The sequence below is a fragment of the Pseudonocardia sp. N23 genome, from assembly GCF_002583555.1.
Classification (GTDB): Bacteria; Actinomycetota; Actinomycetes; order Mycobacteriales; family Pseudonocardiaceae; genus Pseudonocardia.
Window position 1 is genome coordinate 48,743 of the sequence record NZ_BEGX01000028.1, and the last position, 15,660, is coordinate 64,402.

The 15,660-nt window shown below is 73.4% G+C and carries 15 protein-coding genes; 6 read left to right on the top strand and 9 right to left on the bottom strand.

All coding sequences use genetic code 11. The features are described from left to right. Nucleotides 1-23: 23 nt before the first annotated feature. The gene (dacB, locus tag TOK_RS08535) at nt 24-1,442 is read right to left on the bottom strand and encodes a D-alanyl-D-alanine carboxypeptidase/D-alanyl-D-alanine-endopeptidase (protein ID WP_141566319.1); all 1,419 of its coding nucleotides are present in this window, start codon (nt 1,440-1,442) and stop codon (nt 24-26) included. A 161-nt stretch (nt 1,443-1,603) separates the two neighbouring features. On the opposite strand from dacB, the gene TOK_RS08540 reads away from it, so the two are divergent. Next, nucleotides 1,604-2,116 (top strand): inorganic diphosphatase, encoded by a 513-nt coding sequence (locus TOK_RS08540; protein ID WP_098957259.1) that lies wholly within the window; start codon nt 1,604-1,606, stop codon nt 2,114-2,116. A 33-nt stretch (nt 2,117-2,149) separates the two neighbouring features. Here TOK_RS08540 and TOK_RS08545 read toward each other — a convergent pair whose 3' ends face one another. The 3 genes from TOK_RS08545 to TOK_RS08555 are packed head-to-tail and all read right to left on the bottom strand — an operon-like array spanning nt 2,150 to nt 4,402. Next, nucleotides 2,150-2,680 (bottom strand): MarR family winged helix-turn-helix transcriptional regulator, encoded by a 531-nt coding sequence (locus TOK_RS08545; protein WP_253258261.1) that lies wholly within the window; start codon nt 2,678-2,680, stop codon nt 2,150-2,152. 8 nt (nt 2,681-2,688) lie between these two features. Then, entirely contained in the window at nt 2,689-3,900 is a 1,212-nt protein-coding gene (locus tag TOK_RS08550) for an acetyl-CoA C-acetyltransferase (RefSeq protein WP_098957260.1), read from the bottom strand. A 49-nt stretch (nt 3,901-3,949) separates the two neighbouring features. Further along, a complete protein-coding gene (locus TOK_RS08555; protein ID WP_098957261.1) occupies nt 3,950-4,402 on the bottom strand; it encodes a MaoC family dehydratase in 453 nt (150 codons plus the stop codon). Between the two features lie 287 nt (nt 4,403-4,689). Between TOK_RS08555 and TOK_RS08560 the strand changes: the two genes are divergently transcribed. From TOK_RS08560 to TOK_RS32480, 4 genes are all read left to right on the top strand, one after another. Then, nucleotides 4,690-5,601 carry an ATP-binding protein gene (locus TOK_RS08560; RefSeq protein ID WP_141566320.1) on the top strand — a complete coding sequence of 304 codons (912 nt, stop codon included), beginning with the start codon at nt 4,690-4,692 and terminating at the stop codon, nt 5,599-5,601. A 38-nt stretch (nt 5,602-5,639) separates the two neighbouring features. Then, nucleotides 5,640-6,446, top strand: coding sequence for a SirB1 family protein (locus tag TOK_RS08565; RefSeq protein WP_098957263.1), 807 nt, complete (start codon nt 5,640-5,642; stop codon nt 6,444-6,446). A gap of 91 nt (nt 6,447-6,537) precedes the next feature. Continuing rightward, entirely contained in the window at nt 6,538-7,341 is an 804-nt protein-coding gene (gene surE, locus TOK_RS08570) for a 5'/3'-nucleotidase SurE (RefSeq protein WP_098957264.1), read from the top strand. A gap of 70 nt (nt 7,342-7,411) precedes the next feature. After that, entirely contained in the window at nt 7,412-7,579 is a 168-nt protein-coding gene (locus TOK_RS32480) for a hypothetical protein (RefSeq protein WP_172457485.1), read from the top strand. 304 nt (nt 7,580-7,883) lie between these two features. Here the strand turns inward: TOK_RS32480 and TOK_RS08580 are convergent, their stop codons facing one another. The 5 genes from TOK_RS08580 to TOK_RS08600 are packed head-to-tail and all read right to left on the bottom strand — an operon-like array spanning nt 7,884 to nt 14,530. Continuing rightward, nucleotides 7,884-8,273 (bottom strand): hypothetical protein, encoded by a 390-nt coding sequence (locus tag TOK_RS08580; protein ID WP_098957266.1) that lies wholly within the window; start codon nt 8,271-8,273, stop codon nt 7,884-7,886. Nucleotides 8,274-8,316: 43 nt separating this feature from the next. After that, a complete protein-coding gene (locus tag TOK_RS08585) occupies nt 8,317-9,465 on the bottom strand; it encodes an acyl-CoA dehydrogenase family protein (protein WP_098957267.1) in 1,149 nt (382 codons plus the stop codon). Continuing rightward, entirely contained in the window at nt 9,462-11,465 is a 2,004-nt protein-coding gene (locus TOK_RS08590; protein ID WP_098957268.1) for an acetyl/propionyl/methylcrotonyl-CoA carboxylase subunit alpha, read from the bottom strand. Before TOK_RS08590 ends, TOK_RS08585 begins: the two co-directional genes overlap by 4 nt. Before the next feature lie 52 nt (nt 11,466-11,517). Further along, nucleotides 11,518-13,095 (bottom strand): carboxyl transferase domain-containing protein, encoded by a 1,578-nt coding sequence (locus TOK_RS08595; RefSeq protein WP_098957269.1) that lies wholly within the window; start codon nt 13,093-13,095, stop codon nt 11,518-11,520. Nucleotides 13,096-13,129: 34 nt separating this feature from the next. Beyond that, entirely contained in the window at nt 13,130-14,530 is a 1,401-nt protein-coding gene (locus TOK_RS08600; protein WP_098957371.1) for a PLP-dependent aminotransferase family protein, read from the bottom strand. A gap of 127 nt (nt 14,531-14,657) precedes the next feature. Here TOK_RS08600 and TOK_RS08605 point away from each other — a divergent pair, with 127 nt between their 5' ends. Further along, on the top strand, nt 14,658-15,545 hold the full coding sequence (locus TOK_RS08605) for a DMT family transporter (protein ID WP_098957270.1): 888 nt from the start codon (nt 14,658-14,660) through the stop codon (nt 15,543-15,545). Nucleotides 15,546-15,660 lie beyond the last annotated feature (115 nt).

Genomic DNA, 15,660 nt, shown 5'->3' on the forward strand with positions numbered 1-15,660 from the left:
GCCCGAGGCCGGGTCCAGCAGGGTCAGCGGCAGCCGCAGCGGCTCAGCGCCGCCGCGATCGTGTCCAGCCGCGGGCGGACGTCGGCGGGGTTGGGGCCGTTGGACATGAACGCGAACACCAGCAGCCGGCCGTCGGCCGTCGTGACCACGCCCGCGAGGCTGCTCACCCCCGTCAGCGTACCCGTCTTGGCCCGCACCACCCCGCGTCCCGACGACGACGTCCCCGCGCCGAACCGGTCCTCCAGGGTGCCGTCGCCCCCGGCGACGGGCAGGCCGCCCAGGATCGGGCGCAGGAACTCCGTGTCGTGTGCCGACTGCGGCGGCGTGCTCGCGACCGCGAGGATCGCACCGAGCAGCCGCGGCGGGACGCGGTCGGCAGTCGACAGCCCGCTGCCGTCGACGAGCACCGCGCCCTTGGGGTCGATACCGGCCTGGCTCAGCGCCGCCAGCACCTGCGCGGCCGCCCCGGTGAACGACGGCTCGCCGCCGCGGGCGATCGCGACCTCGCGCGCGAGGATCTCGGCGAGCACGTTGTCCGACGTCTCCAGCAGGTGCTCGACGAGGTCGGAGATCGACGCCGACGACACCGTGCCGAGCACCTTCGCGTTGGGTGGTGCCGTGCCGGTGGCGACATTCGACGCGTCGACGCCCAGCTCCTTCGCCAGCGCCTCGCCCGCCTGCTGGGCGGGGTCGTTCACCCGGGTACCGTCCTGCGCGCCCGGGTCGACGCGGCCGCCGTCGAGCATCAGCGGCTCGATGGGCGTCACGAACCCGCCGGCGACGTCCGCCGGGTCCCAGCCCTGCGCCAGCCCCGGGCCCGTGTAGCGGCTCGTGTCGACGACGACCGAGGTCACCTTCTGCGTGCCGAGGGACCGCTTCACCGCGGCGGCGAGGTCGGTCAGCCGGGCCGGCTGCGGGTACACCGAGTCCTTGCCGGCGGGCAGGGCCGTCAACGTCGGGTCGCCCCCGCCGACGAGCACGACCGAGCCGGGCGTGGGTCCGGCGACGACGCGCGTGTACAGGTGCTCGGTGCCGGCGAGGCTGAGCAGCGCGGCCGCCGACGTCAACAGCTTCGCCGTCGAGCCCGGGACGAGTGCGGCGTCAGGCGTCTGCTGCCACAGCGGCGTACCGGTGGCCGGGTCGACCACGACCCCGCCGAAGGTGCCCAGCGCCACGCCGCGCGTCACGGGATCGAGTGCCCCTGCCAGGCCCGAGCTCGACGGCAGCGGCGCGGTGGCCGCCAGCCCGCCCAGAGCCGGGACCGGCACCGGCATGGCGACGGCCTCCTGCGCGCCCGCACTCCCCAGCAGCGACGGGGCCGACAGCGCGACGACGGAACCCGTCGCCGCTGCCGTCACCAGCACGGTGAGCACCACCACGGTGCGACGGAGGCCACGACCCGGGACTCGGAACGTATCGCCGATCTTACGTCCGAAACCCACCCGTTCCTCCTACCTGCACGATCGTGCCGGGACGTGACCCGTACCCCCGGAGGGTCCACGCCGGCGGGCGGTCCCCCACACTAGAGGTAGGCGCCGGGGCCGGTCGCCCGACCGGCGTCGGCTCCCGACAGCCGCCACCGACCCATCAGGAGCAACGAACCGTGGACTTCGACGTCACCATCGAGATCCCCAAGGGCGGCCGGAACAAGTACGAGGTGGACCACGAGACGGGCCGCATCCGACTCGACCGGACCCTGTTCACCGCGACGCAGTACCCGGCCGACTACGGATTCATCGAGGACAGCCTCGGTGAGGACGGCGACCCTCTCGACGCGCTGGTCCTCGTGCAGGAGCCGACGTTCCCGGGCTGCCTGATCCGCGCCCGCACGATCGGCATGTTCCGGATGAAGGACGAGAAGGGCGGCGACGACAAGGTCCTCTGCGTCCCCGCCGACGACCCCCGCCAGGAGCACCTGCGCGACATCCACCACCTGCCCGAGTTCGACCGCGCGGAGATCCAGCACTTCTTCGAGATCTACAAGACGCTGGAGCCCGGCAAGAGCGTCGAGGGTGCCACCTGGGTGGGCCGCACCGACGCCGAGGCCGAGATCCACGCGTCCTGGAAGCGCGCCCGGGAGGCCGGCGAGGCGCACGGCGCCCGTTCGATCGGCTAGGAGGACTTCGCACCCACCGGGGTGCCGGCCGCGTCAGCGTCGCCCGGCGGCACCCGGGGGTGTCCTCGCGGCCCGGAACCGCTCGAAGTCGGTGGTGAACCGTGCCAGCAGGCCGGCGAACCGGTCGCGTTCCTCACCCGGCCAGTGCGCGAGCAACCGCGCGATGCCCTCGTCGCGAAGCCGCCGGTTCTCGACGAGGACCCGCTCCCCCTCGGCCGTCGCGACGAGCAGCACGGCCCGCCCGTCGGCGGGGTCCGACACGCGCTGCACGAGCCCGAGCTTGACGAGCTGGGCGATCTGCCTGCTCACCGTCGACGGGTCCGAGTGCACCACCTCGGCCAGTGCGCTCGACCGGTACGGGCCGCCGTCGACGAGGTGCACGAGCAGGACGTACGTCGCGCGGTCGACGCCGTCGGGATGCTCGATGTGGTGCTGGGCGTAGGCCCGCTCGATGAGCCGCACGAGGCGCACCAGCTCGTTGCCGATGCGCCCGGCACCGCCGAGATCGAGCTCGTCGTCCCCGGACCCGGGCTCCTCGCCCGGCGACACCTCGAACTCCGACACCTCGTGGCTCAGACGCGCTCGAACACCGCGGCCAGGCCCTGCCCGCCGCCGATGCACATCGTCTCCAGCCCGTAGCGGGCGTCGCGGCGCACCATCTCGCGGGTGAGGGTGGCGAGGATTCGCCCGCCCGTGGCGCCGACGGGATGTCCCAGCGAGATGCCCGACCCGTTGACGTTGACGCGGTCGAAGTCGGCCGGCGTCAGCTTCCACTCACGGGTGCAGGCCAGGACCTGCGCGGCGAACGCCTCGTTCAGCTCGATGAGGTCGATGTCACCGAGCGCCAGCTCGGCCTGCGCGAGCGCCTTCGCGACGGCCGGGACCGGGCCGATCCCCATCGTCGCCGGAGCGACCCCGCCGAGTCCCCAGGACACCAGCCGCACCAGCGGGCGCAGCCCCAGCTCCTCGGCCCGCTCGGGGCTGGTGACGATGCAGACCGCGGCGCCGTCGTTCTGCCCCGAGGCGTTCCCGGCGGTGACCGTCGCGTCCGGGTCGTCGCGGCCCAGGATCGGCCGCAGCGTCGCCAGGGTCTCGACGTTCGAGTCGGCGCGGATGTGCTCGTCGGTGTCGACGACCGTGTCACCCTTGCGGCCCTTGATCGTCACCGGGACGATCTCGTCGGCGAACCGGCCCTCGCGCTGCGCCGCGGCGGCCCGCTGGTGGGAGCGGACCGAGAGCTCGTCCTGCTCCTCGCGCGGGATGGCGTACTCGCGGCGCAGGTTCTCCGCCGTCTCCAGCATCCCGCCGGGCACCGGGAAGTTGACCCCGCCCGCGGTGACCCGGCCACGGGAGAGCGCGTCGTGCAGCATCACGCCCGGACCCGCCTTGGCACCCCAGCGCATGCCCGTCGAGTAGAACGGCGCGCCCGACATCGACTCCGCCCCGCCCGCCAGTACGACCTCCGCGGCCCCGGACGACACCTGCATGGCCGCGTAGATCACCGCCTGCAGGCCCGAACCGCAGCGGCGGTCGATCTGGATGCCGCCCGCGGTGATCGGCAGCCCGGCGTCGAGGGCGGCGACCCGCCCGATCGCGGGCGCGTCCATCGTCGGGTAGCAGTGGCCGAGGACGACGTCGTCGACCGCGGAGCCGGGCAGCCCGGTGCGGTCCAGCAGCGCCGCCAGGACCGTCGCGGCCAGCTGATGGGCGGGCACGTCGCGCAGCGCCCCACCGAACCCTCCCACCGGGGTCCGCAGGGGCTCGCAGATCACGGCGTCGCGCATGGATCCCCCTCGGGGTTCTCTGGTCCTGCTCGCCGGGCCGGCCGGACGCTCAGAGGTACTGGCGGGTCAGCCACTCGGCGACCAGTGCGGGCCGCGCCGAACCCTCGATCTCGACCGTCACCTTGGTGGTGATCTGCACGCCGCCCTCGACGTCGCCCACCTCGGCCAGCTCGACGACGCCACGCACCTTGCTGCCCACGGGAACCGGCGACGTGAAGCGGACGCGGTTCAGGCCGTAGTTGACGCCCATCTTCGTGCCCTCGACGGAGTACACGTCCTTGAGCAGGCTCGGCAGCAGCGACAGCGTCAGGAACCCGTGGGCGATCGTCGTGCCGAAGGGCCCCTTCGCCGCCTTGTCGACGTCGACATGGATCCACTGGTGATCATCGGTCGCGTCGGCGAAGCCGTCGATCCTGCTCTGGTCGACGGTGAACCATCCGCTCTCGCCGATGGTCTCCCCGACGGCCGCACGCAGCTCGTCAACACCGTTGAAGACGCGCATCCCACTCCCTCGCTCCGCTGCCGCCGGCCACCCGGCCGGCGCGGATCACATTGCCACACCGGTCGTCCGACCGGACATCGCGCGGAACGCGGTGAGCGCCACAGGCCGCAGTCGCCACCACGGTTCGCGATGGCACGGCCGGGGGCACTAATGTGCGGCCTGCGACAGGGGCGTAGGGGCCGGGAGCCGCGGGGGCGGGCATCCGGTCCCGTCGAGGAGACGGTGGGTGCCATGCGACGACCGCACGGGTGCGCCCGGGCGTCCTGCGCACCGTCTCCGGGTCCGCGATGACCGAACCCCTCCACGAAGGCGTCCCCTTCAGCTCGCCCGCCGCGCTCGCCGTCCAGCTCGCGCCCCGGCTGCGCAGCGCGATCGACGCCGCCGGGCCAGTCGTCGTCGTCCTCGACCGGCCCGAACGCGACGCGGTGCACGCCGAGCTCGGCGCCGCCGCCGACGACGTCGAGTTCCTCGACCCGGCCGACGTCTACCGGGTGCCCGCCTTCACCGTCGCGGTCCGCTGGGCCCGGCTCGCGCGGCGGACCGCTCCCGGCGGGTACGCGACGGTCGTCGCCCAGCACGTCGACGCCCCTGTCGGCGACGGTCCCGGCTACTGGGCCCGGCTCGACGCCGCGCTCGACATCGCGCTCCCCGGGCTGCCGGTGGAGGTGCTGTGCCCCTTCCCCGACACCGTCGAGGAACGGCTGCTGCGCAGCGCCACCCACCGGACGCTGCTCTCGTCCGGACACTCGGTGCGCAGCGACGGCTACCGCATGCCGCTCGACGTCGTCGCCGAGTTCCCGCCCCCACCCCCGCCGGAGCTCGGCCCGCCCACCCACATCCAGGAGTTCGCGCTCGACGGCCTCGCCGTACTACGCCGCGCCGTCGCGACCCTGTCCACCGGCGCCGGGCTGTCGACCGAGCGGGTCGCCGACTTCGTGCTCGCCGTCAACGAGATCGCCAGCAACAGCGTCGAGCACGGCCCCGGATCCGGCACGCTGCGGTTGTGGAGCCTCGACGGTCAGGTCGTCGCCGAGGTGCGGGACGCCGGCCGGATGCAGGTCCCGTTCCCCGGCCTGGTCGCGCCGTCGCCGACGGGCGCGCGGGGCCGCGGGCTGTGGCTCGCCTCGGAGCTCTCCGACGTGCTGCAGGTGTGGAGCGACGGGTCCGGCACCGTCATTCGGGTGACCATGACGCTCTGAACCGCCGATGGTCCCGGTCGCGGCGGCACACTGACCCGATGGACCCCGTCGCGCGCTTCGGCGCCCTCGTGGGCCGCGGCGAGCCCGATCTCGACGTCGGCGCGCTCGCCATCGCCGCGGGCGCCCACCCCGGCCTCGATCCCGACCGCTGGATCGCCGAGCTCGACCGCCTCGCCGCCGCCGTCCCCGCCGACTCGGGGCTGTCCGGCCTGCTGGAGCTGCTGTTCGAGGTCGAAGGTTTCCGCGGCAACACCGAGGACTACTACGACCCGCGCAACTCCCTGCTGCCGCACGTCCTGAAGCGGCGCACCGGCATCCCGATCACCCTGGCCGTCGTCGCGATCGAGGTGGGCCGCAGGGTGGGGGTGGAGCTGCAGGGTGTCGGCATGCCCGGGCACTTCCTGGTCCGGGACACGGCATCCGGCGCACACGTCGACGTCTTCGCCGGCGGCAGGCTGCTCGACGACACCGACTGCGAACAGCTCTTCCGCGCGGCCACGGGTGCCGACCGGTCCGTGGAGTTCACCACCGACCTGCTGCCGCGGGTGAACAACCGCCAGATCCTGATCCGGATGCTCCAGAACCTGCGCGGCGTCTACGCCCGCCGCCGCCGGCCCGTCGACCTCGAATGGGTGCTGCGGATGCAGCTCACCGTGCCCGGCCCCGCCGAGACCGCTGTCCCGCTGCTCACCGAGCTCGCCGGCGCACTCGGCGAACAGGCCCGCTGGCCCGAGGCCGCCCGGATCCTGCGCAAGGCCGCCGAGGACCCCGACGCCCCCCTCGACGCCCAGCAGCGCGACGCGTTGCGCGACACCGCACGCTCCCAGCTGGCCAACCTGAACTGACGATGGCCGGCGGACGACGGCCCGGATCCACCGAGGTGGGGCTGCTCTCGTCCGGCCGACGTGGCGTGAGCGCTCGCCTACCGTGGGGGACGTGGCTTCATCGCGGCGTCTCCGGGCACTGATCACCAACGACGACGGCATCGACTCCCCCGGACTGTGGGCGCTCGCCGCCGCGGTCCGCGACGCGGGTCTCGACGTCGTCGTCGCCGCCCCGCACGTCGACGCGAGTGGGGTCGGCGCCTCCGTGATCTCGGTGCGCGACGACGACGGCGTACGCGTCCACCCTCGGACCCTGCCGGGGCTCGACGGCGTACCCGCCTTCGCCGTCGAGGGGCACCCCGCCTACATCGTCTACGCCGCGGGCCGTGGCTGGCTGCGCCCCGCACCCGACATCGTCGTCTCCGGGATCAACCTGGGCGCCAACGTCGGCCGGTCGGTGCTGCACTCCGGGACCGTCGGCGCCGCGCTGACCGCCAGCCTGCAGGGCTGGTACGGCCTCGCGGTGTCGCTCGACTCCGGCTGGGAGCCGCCCGAGGCCCCGCACTGGGACGCTGCGACGACCCTCGTGCCCGAGCTGCTCGACCTGCTGCTCGCGCGCGACCCCGGAACCGTCCTGTCGCTCAACGCCCCCGACGTCGAGGCCGGCGCCCTGCGAGAGTTGCGGGAGGCACACCTGGCAGAGTTCGGGAACGCGCAGGTCGTCGTCGAACACCGGGAGGGCGACCCGCACGGGACGCTGCTGTCGTCGTTGCGCGACACGGCCGAGGAGCCCGCCCCGGACAGCGACATCGCCCTGCTCGCCGCAGGGCACCCGACCGTCACGGAACTGCGGACCGTCACCGGGGTGCCCGGATTGCTGGGCCGGATGGCGACATCAAACGCTCGCCGAGGGTAGTCACGTGTCACTTTGAGTGATTGACTCCCCCGGATCGTGAACGTGGTGTGGCGCAGGGCACCATCTGCGGATGGACGCAGGGTGGAGCCGATCTGAATGGGCGACGCACTTCTCGCGGACGGTCGCCGAAGAGATCCGACTGGGCATCCGATCGGGCGTACTGACCTGGGCCGAGGCCGACGAGCTCCTCGCCCGCCTGCGCGTCGTCGTCGACCAGGCGCTGGAACCGATCGCCTGACCGCTCACGCGGGGTGATCGGCGCGGCGTCCGAGGTCGTGCCGCGACGGCAGGTTCATCACGACGGCCCGACGTGCCGTCACGCCACCGCGTGAGCGCACCCGCGCCCGTTCGTGGGCATGCCCGTGACGATCCGGCCATGGCCGGCGCCCACGCGCCGACCACCGGGCACGATCCGGTTGTCCTCTTTCACGCCCGGGCCACGGTTGGCCGGTACGGGCGCTCGGCGTCCACCGCCGTCCGGGCCGGGATGGGCCTCGCCCTCGGGGCCCTGCGTGCGAGTCGAATCCCGGCCGGCGGCGCGATCAGTGCTCGTCGCGGCCGGTGATCTTCAGCTCGAGGTCGTCGGCCACGTTCGCGACGTGGCGGAAGGGGCGGTCGAAGCTTTCCAGGTTGGCGTCGCCCAGGGGGACGGAGTGCCGGAAGACCGCTACGCCGTCGGTCGACGCCACGCCGCCGACGACCGAGACGCTCGCCAGCGACAGCAGCTCGGCCAGGTCGACCTCGGCGATCCGGCAGATCGGCGAGGAGATCTGGGCCCAGGTGTGCCCGTCGTCGCCGATCACCTGTCGCACCACGACGAGCTGGGTTCGGTCGCCCGTCGTCGGCAGGTTGAACCACAGCTCGTCGTCCTGCTGGCGCATGATCTCGTAACGCACGCGCACGTAGGAGACGAGATCGTCCCAGCTGGCCACGGTGGCTCCTCCCGGTCGTCGACGCGACCGTACCGCGACCGCCCTACAGCCCGAGCTGGCGGGCGATCAGCATCTTCTGCACCTCCGAGGTGCCTTCACCGATCTCGAGGATCTTGGCGTCGCGATAGAAGCGGCCGACGGGGAACTCGTTCATGAACCCGTAGCCGCCGAAGATCTGGGTCCCGTCGCGGGAGTTGTCCATCGCGGCGTTGGACGACACCAGCTTCGCGATCGCCGCCTCCTTCTTGAACGGCTTGCCCGCCTGCATCTTCGCCGCCGCCGCGTACCAGGCGAGCCGCGACGTGTGCGCCCGCGTCTCCATCTCGGCGATCTTGAACTGGATCGCCTGGTAGCTGCCGATCGGGTTGCCGAACGCCTCGCGTTCGTGGGCGTAGCGCACCGACTCGTCGACGCAGCCCTGCGCGAGACCGGTGCCGAGCGCGGCGATCGCGATGCGGCCCTCGTCGAGGATCGAGAGGAACTGGGCGTAGCCGCGGCCGCGTTCGCCGAGCAGGTTCGTCGCTGGGACGCGGCAGTCGTCGAACGACAGCTCGTGGGTGTCGGAGGCGTTCCACCCGACCTTGGAGTACTTGGGCGCCACCGTGAAGCCGGGGGTACCCGAGGGCACGAGGATCGCGGAGATCTCCTTCCTGCCGCCCTCGCGTTCCCCGGTGATCGCGGTGACGGTGACGACCGAGGTGATGTCGGTGCCGGAGTTGGTGATGAACGACTTCGAGCCGTTGATGACCCACTCGTCGCCGTCGAGGCGGGCGGTGGTGCGGGTGGCGCCGGCGTCGGAACCGCCGCCGGGCTCGGTCAGGCCGAAAGCGCCGAGCTTCTCCCCGGTCACGAGCTCCGGCAGCCAGCGGGCCTTCTGCTCGTCGGTGCCGAACCGGTAGATCGGCATGAGGCCCAGCGAGACCCCGGCCTCCAGCGTGATCGCGACCGACGAGTCGACGCGGCCCAGCTCCTCCAGCGCGATGCACAGCGCGGTGTAGTCGCCGCCCATGCCGCCGTGTTCCTCCGAGACGGGAAGCCCGAACAGGCCCATCCGTCCCATCTTCGCGACCAGGTCGTACGGGAACTCCTCACGCTCGTAGAAGCCGCCGATGACCGGGGCGACCTCCTTGCGCGCGAAGTCCTCGACCGTGTGCCGCAGGGCTTCCTGCTCGTCGTCCAGATCGAGATTCACTGGTCCTCCTGGGTGCTGACCTGCAACAAGACCGCGTCCTTGGCGACGGTGGCGCCTGCCCGGGCCCGCAGCTCGCGGACCACCCCGTCGATCGGCGCGGTGAGCACGTGCTCCATCTTCATCGCCTCGACGACCACCAGCCGCTGACCAGCGGTGACGGTGTCGCCCTCGGCCACGTCGACGACCGTGACGGTGCCGGGCATCGGGCTGACGACGGGCCCGCCCGCGGCGGTGGCGTCGGCGCGGGCAGCCCCCAGCCGGCCCTGCTCGCGCACGGCCCACGCGTACCCGTCACGCCCGATCCAGAGCGTCCCGTCGTGCGCGCGCGCGACGACGTAGTGCCGGGCAAGACCACCCTGTGAGTGGCGATGGTCGCTGTGGCGACCATCGCCACTCACGACCGCCGTACTCGTCCGCGTCTCCGGTGCGTCACCGATCGTCAACGACGCGTCGGCCGCGCGGCCGTGGGCGCGGACCTCGACCGGGTCGTGGCCGGAGACCAGCAGGGTGCGCGTCGTCGGGGCCGCGCCGCCGAGGCGCCAGCCGCCCGGGATGTCGAACGGGTCGACCACGGGGCCCGTGGGCTCGAGGTCGAGCAGCCCCACCCCGGTCGCGACGCCGAGCACGTCGGCGGGCAGGTCCGCGCGGGTCCAGTCGTCGAGGCGGCGGCCGACGAGCCCGGTGTCGAGACGCGCGGCGCGGACGTCGTCGTCGGCGAGCAGGGCGCGCAGGAAGCCGATGTTGGTGCCCAGCCCGAGCAACGTCGTGTTCGCCAGCGCGGTGTCGAGACGGCGGATCGCCTCGTCGCGGTCGGCGCCGTGAGCGATCACCTTGGCGAGCATGGGGTCGTAGTCGGATCCGACGACCCCGCCCGCCTCGATGCCGGCGTCGACCCTGACGCCGTCGCCCGTCGGCTCCCGGAAGGCGAGCACGCGGCCGCCCGTCGGGAGGAACCCGGCGGCGGGATCTTCGGCGTAGACGCGGACCTCGATCGCGTGGCCGGTCAGCACGACGTCGTCCTGCGTGAGCGGCAGGTGCTCGCCCGCTGCGACGCGCAGCTGCAGCTCGACGAGGTCCAGCCCGGTGACCAGCTCCGTGACCGGGTGCTCGACCTGCAGCCGGGTGTTCATCTCCATGAAGAAGAACTCGTCGGGCCGGTCGCCGCCCACGATGAACTCGACCGTCCCGGCGCCGGTGTAGCCGACCGAGCGGGCGGCCTCGACCGCCGCCGCGCCCATCCGCTCCCGCTGCTCGGAGGTGAGCAGCGCCGACGGTGCCTCCTCGACGATCTTCTGGTGCCGGCGCTGCAGCGAGCACTCCCGCTCGCCCAGGTGCACCACGGTCCCGTGAGCGTCGGCCATGACCTGGATCTCGATGTGGCGAGGTGTGGTGACCAGGCGCTCGACGAGCAGGGTGTCGTCGCCGAACGCGCCCTTGGCGACGCGCCGGGCGCCGACGATGGCCTCGGCCAGGTCCTCGGCCCGGTGGACCTCGACCATGCCCTTCCCGCCGCCGCCCGCCGAGGGCTTGAGCAGCACGGGGTAGCCGATCTGCTCCACGGCGAGAGCGAGGTCGTCGTCGGAGAGGCCGGAGCCGTCGGAACCGGGGACGACGGGCACGCCCGCCTTCGCGACGGTCTGCTTGGCGCGGATCTTGTCGCCCATCGCCTCGATCGCCGACGCGGGCGGGCCGACGAACACGATCCCCGCGTCCTCGCAGGCTGCGGCGAACGCGGTGTTCTCGCTCAGGAAGCCGTAGCCGGGGTGGATCGCCTCCGCGCCGGCCGTCCGGGCTGCCTCGATGACGCGCTCGACCGACAGGTAGCTCTCGGCGGCGGCCGCCGGGCCCAGCCGCACCGCGAGGTCGGCGGCCGCGACGTGCGGGGACCCTGCGTCGGCGTCGGAGTAGACCGCGACCGACCGGATGCCCAACCGGCGCAGGGTGCGGATGACCCGAAGCGCGATCTCGCCGCGGTTGGCGACCATCACCGTGCTGAACACGAGGCCTCCTGAGGGTGCGCACATTCTGCGGGAACGCTCGTCTGCACGGCGCTCACATCCGGAAGACGCCGAACGCAGGATCCCCGAGGGGCGCGTTGGCGGCGACGGAGAGGGACAGGCCCAGCACCCGGCGGGTGTCGGCGGGGTCGATGACGCCGTCGTCCCACAGCCGGGCCGAGGAGTAGTAGGGGTGGCCCTGCGCCTCGTACCGGGCGCGGATGGCATCGGGATCGGCGTTGCCGACCGTCCCGAGGACCGTCGCGGCCTGCTCGCCGCCCATCACCGAGATGCGGGCGTTGGGCCACATGAACAGGAACCGCGGCGAGTAGGCCCGCCCGCACATCGCGTAGTTCCCGGCGCCGAAGGACCCGCCGATGACGACGGTCAGCTTCGGCACCCGCGTCGACGCCACGGCGGTGACCATCTTCGCGCCGTTCTTGGCGATGCCGCCCGCCTCGTACGCAGCGCCGACCATGAAGCCGGAGATGTTCTGCAGGAACACCAACGGGATGCCGCGCTGGTCGCACAGCTCGACGAAGTGCGCGCCCTTGACCGCCGACTCGGAGAAGAGGATGCCGTTGTTGGCGATGATCCCGACCGGGTGGCCGTGGATGTGGGCGAAGCCGGTGACGAGCGTTGTGCCGTACTCGGCCTTGAACTCGTGGAACCGCGACCCGTCGACGATGCGGGCGATGACCTCGCGTACGTCGTAGGGGGTGCGGGAGTCGGCCGGGACGACGCCGTACAGCTCGGCGGGGTCGACCACCGGCTCCTCCGTGGGCAGGACGGACCAGGGCCGCGGGGCGCGCGGGCCCAGTGTGGCGACGATCGAGCGGACGATGGCCAGGGCGTGCGCGTCGTCGTCGGCAAGATGGTCGGTGACGCCCGACACCCGCGAGTGCAGGGCACCGCCGCCGAGCTCCTCGGCGGTGACGACCTCGCCGGTCGCGGCCTTCACCAGCGGCGGACCGCCGAGGAAGATCGTGCCCTGGTCGCGGACGATGACGGCCTCGTCGCTCATCGCGGGGACGTAGGCGCCACCGGCGGTGCAGGAGCCCATGACCGCGGCGATCTGCGGGATCCCGAGGCCCGACATCGTGGCCTGGTTGTAGAAGATGCGGCCGAAGTGCTCGCGGTCGGGGAAGACCTCGTCCTGCTGCGGGAGGAAGGCACCGCCGGAGTCGACGAGGTACACACAGGGCAGCCGGTTGTGCAGGGCCACCTCCTGCGCGCGCAGGTGCTTCTTGACCGTCATCGGGTAGTACGTGCCGCCCTTGACGGTGGCGTCGTTCGCGACGACCACGCACTCACGCCCGGACACCCGGCCGACACCGGTGATCATCCCGGCGCCGGGGGCGTCGCCGTCGTAGAGGCCGTGGGCGGCCAGCGGGGACAGCTCCAGGAAGGGCGACGACGGGTCGAGCAGGGCGTCGACGCGGTCGCGCGGGAGGAGCTTGCCGCGGGCGACGTGACGTTCCCGGCTGCGGGCGGGGCCGCCGAGGCGCGCGGTGGCGAGCGTGGCGTTGAGGTCGGCGACCAGGTCGCGGTGCGCGGAGGCGTTGCGCGCGAACGTGTCGCTGCCGGCATCCGCCGACGTGCCGAGCACGGGGGCGTCGGTCAGGCTCGTCATCGACCCTCCAGGCAGGTTAGCGATCGTTAACAGGTTAGCGAACGTTAACGCCCGGCGCCAGGGCCCGGGCCGAACGAGCGAGCAACGCCACGGCGCGCCGGATGCGGTCGGGGGACTGCGCCGCGTAGCCGATGACCAGGCCGGGCGGGCCGGGGGCGATCCGGTGGTCCGAGAGCGGCTGCACCAGGACCCCGTCGGCGGCGGCCGCGTCGGCGAGCGCCCGGTCGTCGACCTGGTTCGCGAAGGTCACCATCAGGTGCAGCCCCGCGGCGATGCCGTGCACCGTCACCTCGGGCAGGTGCTCGCGCAAGGCGTCGAGCATCGCGTCGCGCCGGGCCCGCACCCGTACCCGCACCCGGCGCAGGTGCCGTTCCAGCGCCCCCGAGGCCAGCAGGTGCGCGAACACGAGCTGCGGCAGGGCGGGTGCGCCCAGATCAGCCATCCACCGCTCGTGGACGACCTCGTCGCGAAGCCGTGCGGGCACCACCAGCCAGCCCAGCCGCAGGCCGGGCGCGAGGGTCTTGGACACGCTGCCCGCGTGCGCGACGAGCTCGGGCGCCAGGCACTGCAGCGCCGGGACGGGCGGGCGGTCGTAGCGGAACTCGGCGTCGTAGTCGTCCTCGACCACGAGTCCGCCGTCCGCGGCCCAGTCGAGCAGGGCCCGACGACGCGCCGGGGCGAGCACGACACCGGTCGGGAACTGGTGGGCCGGGGTGAGCAGCACCGTCGGCACCCCAGCGCGGCGCAACGCCTCGACGTCGAGACCCGAGTCGTCGACGGGCACCGCGACCGGCGCCATCCCCCAGTGCGCCATCTGCTCGCGGGCGCCCTTCGAACCGGGGTCCTCCACCCCGACGGCCGGCGTATCGGCGCGCACGAGGACCCGCGACAGCACGGCCAGCGCCTGCGCCACCCCGGCGACGACGACGATCTCGTCGGGCGCCGCGACGACCCCGCGGGTGCGTCGCAGCCACGCGGAGATCTCCCTTCGCAGCAACGGGTGGCCACGCGGGTCGGGGTAGCCGAGGTCCGCCGCGGTGGTGCCGTCGAGGACCTCGCGCTCGGCCCGCAGCCACGCCGCGCGGGGGAAGGCGGAGAGGTCCGGCAGGCCGGGCGAGAGGTCGAGCGGGGCCTGCGCGCGGCGCTCGGTGCCGGCGTCGGCGGGTGCGGGCCGGGGCGCGGTGGCGACGACGGTCCCGCGGGCACCGCCTGTCACGAACAGGCCCTCGTCGGCGAGGCGCCGGTAGGCCTCGACGACGACGCCGCGCGAGAGCCCGAGGTCGGCGGCGAGCGTACGGGACGCCGGCAGCGTCGCGCCGACGCCGAGCGACCCGTCGGCCACGGCGGCCCGCAGGGCGTCGGTCAGCCAGCCCGCGAGGCCACCGCGCGGCACGCCGGTGGCGTCGAGCTGCAGGAAGTCCGATCCGGCTGCCACCACACCCACCCTCGTGAGTGGCGATGGCCGCTATGGCGGCTATTCCGACTCACAGCATCTTGGACCTTTTGATGACCACGACCTTGGCCCTGTTCGCAGGACCATAGCGGCGCCGACGATCGACGGCATGAGAACGGGAACCGCACTCGCCGTCGGCGGGCTGGGGATGGTCTTCGTCGGCGGCGGCGTCGCGGTCTCCGGCCTGCTGCGCGACGCGCCGATGCTGACGACCCAGGCCCTCCGATACGCGGCTGCGTTCGTGATCCTGCTGGTGGCGGCCAGGTTGTCGGGGCGGCGGATCGTCGTGCCGCGCGGGCGCGAGTGGCTGTGGCTCGGCGGGGTCGCGAGCACCGGGCTGGTGCTGTTCAACGTCGCGCTCGTCAGGGGTTCGGCGCACGCGGAGCCGGCGGTGCTCGGCGTCGCCGTCGCGAGCGTCCCGGTGCTGCTCGCGCTCGGCGGTCGCGGCGACCGGCGCGTCGTCCTCTGCGGAGCGGTCCTGGTGACGGCCGGCGCGGCGCTCGTCGAGGGTGGCGGCCGTACCGACGCACAGGGGCTGGGCTGGGCGCTCGTCGTACTGGCCTGCGAGGCGGGGTTCACGCTGCTCGCGGTACCCGTCCTCGGCCGGCACGGACCGTGGGGCGTCTCGGTGCACACCTGCTGGATGGCGGCGGTCGGGCTGGGGGTCGGCGGGCTCGTCACCGAAGGACCTCCCGCCGTGACGACGCTGCGTCCCGAGCACCTGGCCGCCATGGCCTACCTGGCCGTCGGCGTCACGGCCGTCGCGTTCGTGCTCTGGTACTCCGCGGTCGCCACACTGGGGGCAGGACGCGCCGGGCTGCTCACCGGGATCGCGCCCGTCGCCGCGACGCTGATCGGGACGGCGCTCGGGGAGCCGTTCCCCGACCCGCGGGTGTGGCTGGGACTGGCGCTGGTCGGTGCCGGGCTGGCCGTGGGGATGCGCCGGTCGCGCCGGCCGGTCCCGCCGGGCCGCACGGAGGCTCCCGCACGGACCTGAACGGCGGATCCACGGTTCGACGACCCGGGATTCGGGAACCCGGGGACCAGCGCGCCGCGTCGAGGCGCCACGGAGAAGGAGGCCGACATGGCTCCGAGGTTGAGCCACACCTCGT

What these genes read in the sequence shown, in the direction of transcription:
- TOK_RS08550 (WP_098957260.1), bottom strand. Translation starts at nt 3,900, where the DNA reads ATGCGCGACGCCGTGATCTGCGAGCCCCTGCGGACCCCGGTGGGAGGG.
- TOK_RS08555 (WP_098957261.1), bottom strand. Translation starts at nt 4,402, where the DNA reads ATGCGCGTCTTCAACGGTGTTGACGAGCTGCGTGCGGCCGTCGGGGAG.
- TOK_RS08560 (WP_141566320.1), top strand. Translation starts at nt 4,690, where the DNA reads ATGACCGAACCCCTCCACGAAGGCGTCCCCTTCAGCTCGCCCGCCGCG.
- TOK_RS08565 (WP_098957263.1), top strand. Translation starts at nt 5,640, where the DNA reads ATGGACCCCGTCGCGCGCTTCGGCGCCCTCGTGGGCCGCGGCGAGCCC.
- TOK_RS32480 (WP_172457485.1), top strand. Translation starts at nt 7,412, where the DNA reads ATGGACGCAGGGTGGAGCCGATCTGAATGGGCGACGCACTTCTCGCGG.
- TOK_RS08595 (WP_098957269.1), bottom strand. Translation starts at nt 13,095, where the DNA reads ATGACGAGCCTGACCGACGCCCCCGTGCTCGGCACGTCGGCGGATGCC.
- TOK_RS08605 (WP_098957270.1), top strand. Translation starts at nt 14,658, where the DNA reads ATGAGAACGGGAACCGCACTCGCCGTCGGCGGGCTGGGGATGGTCTTC.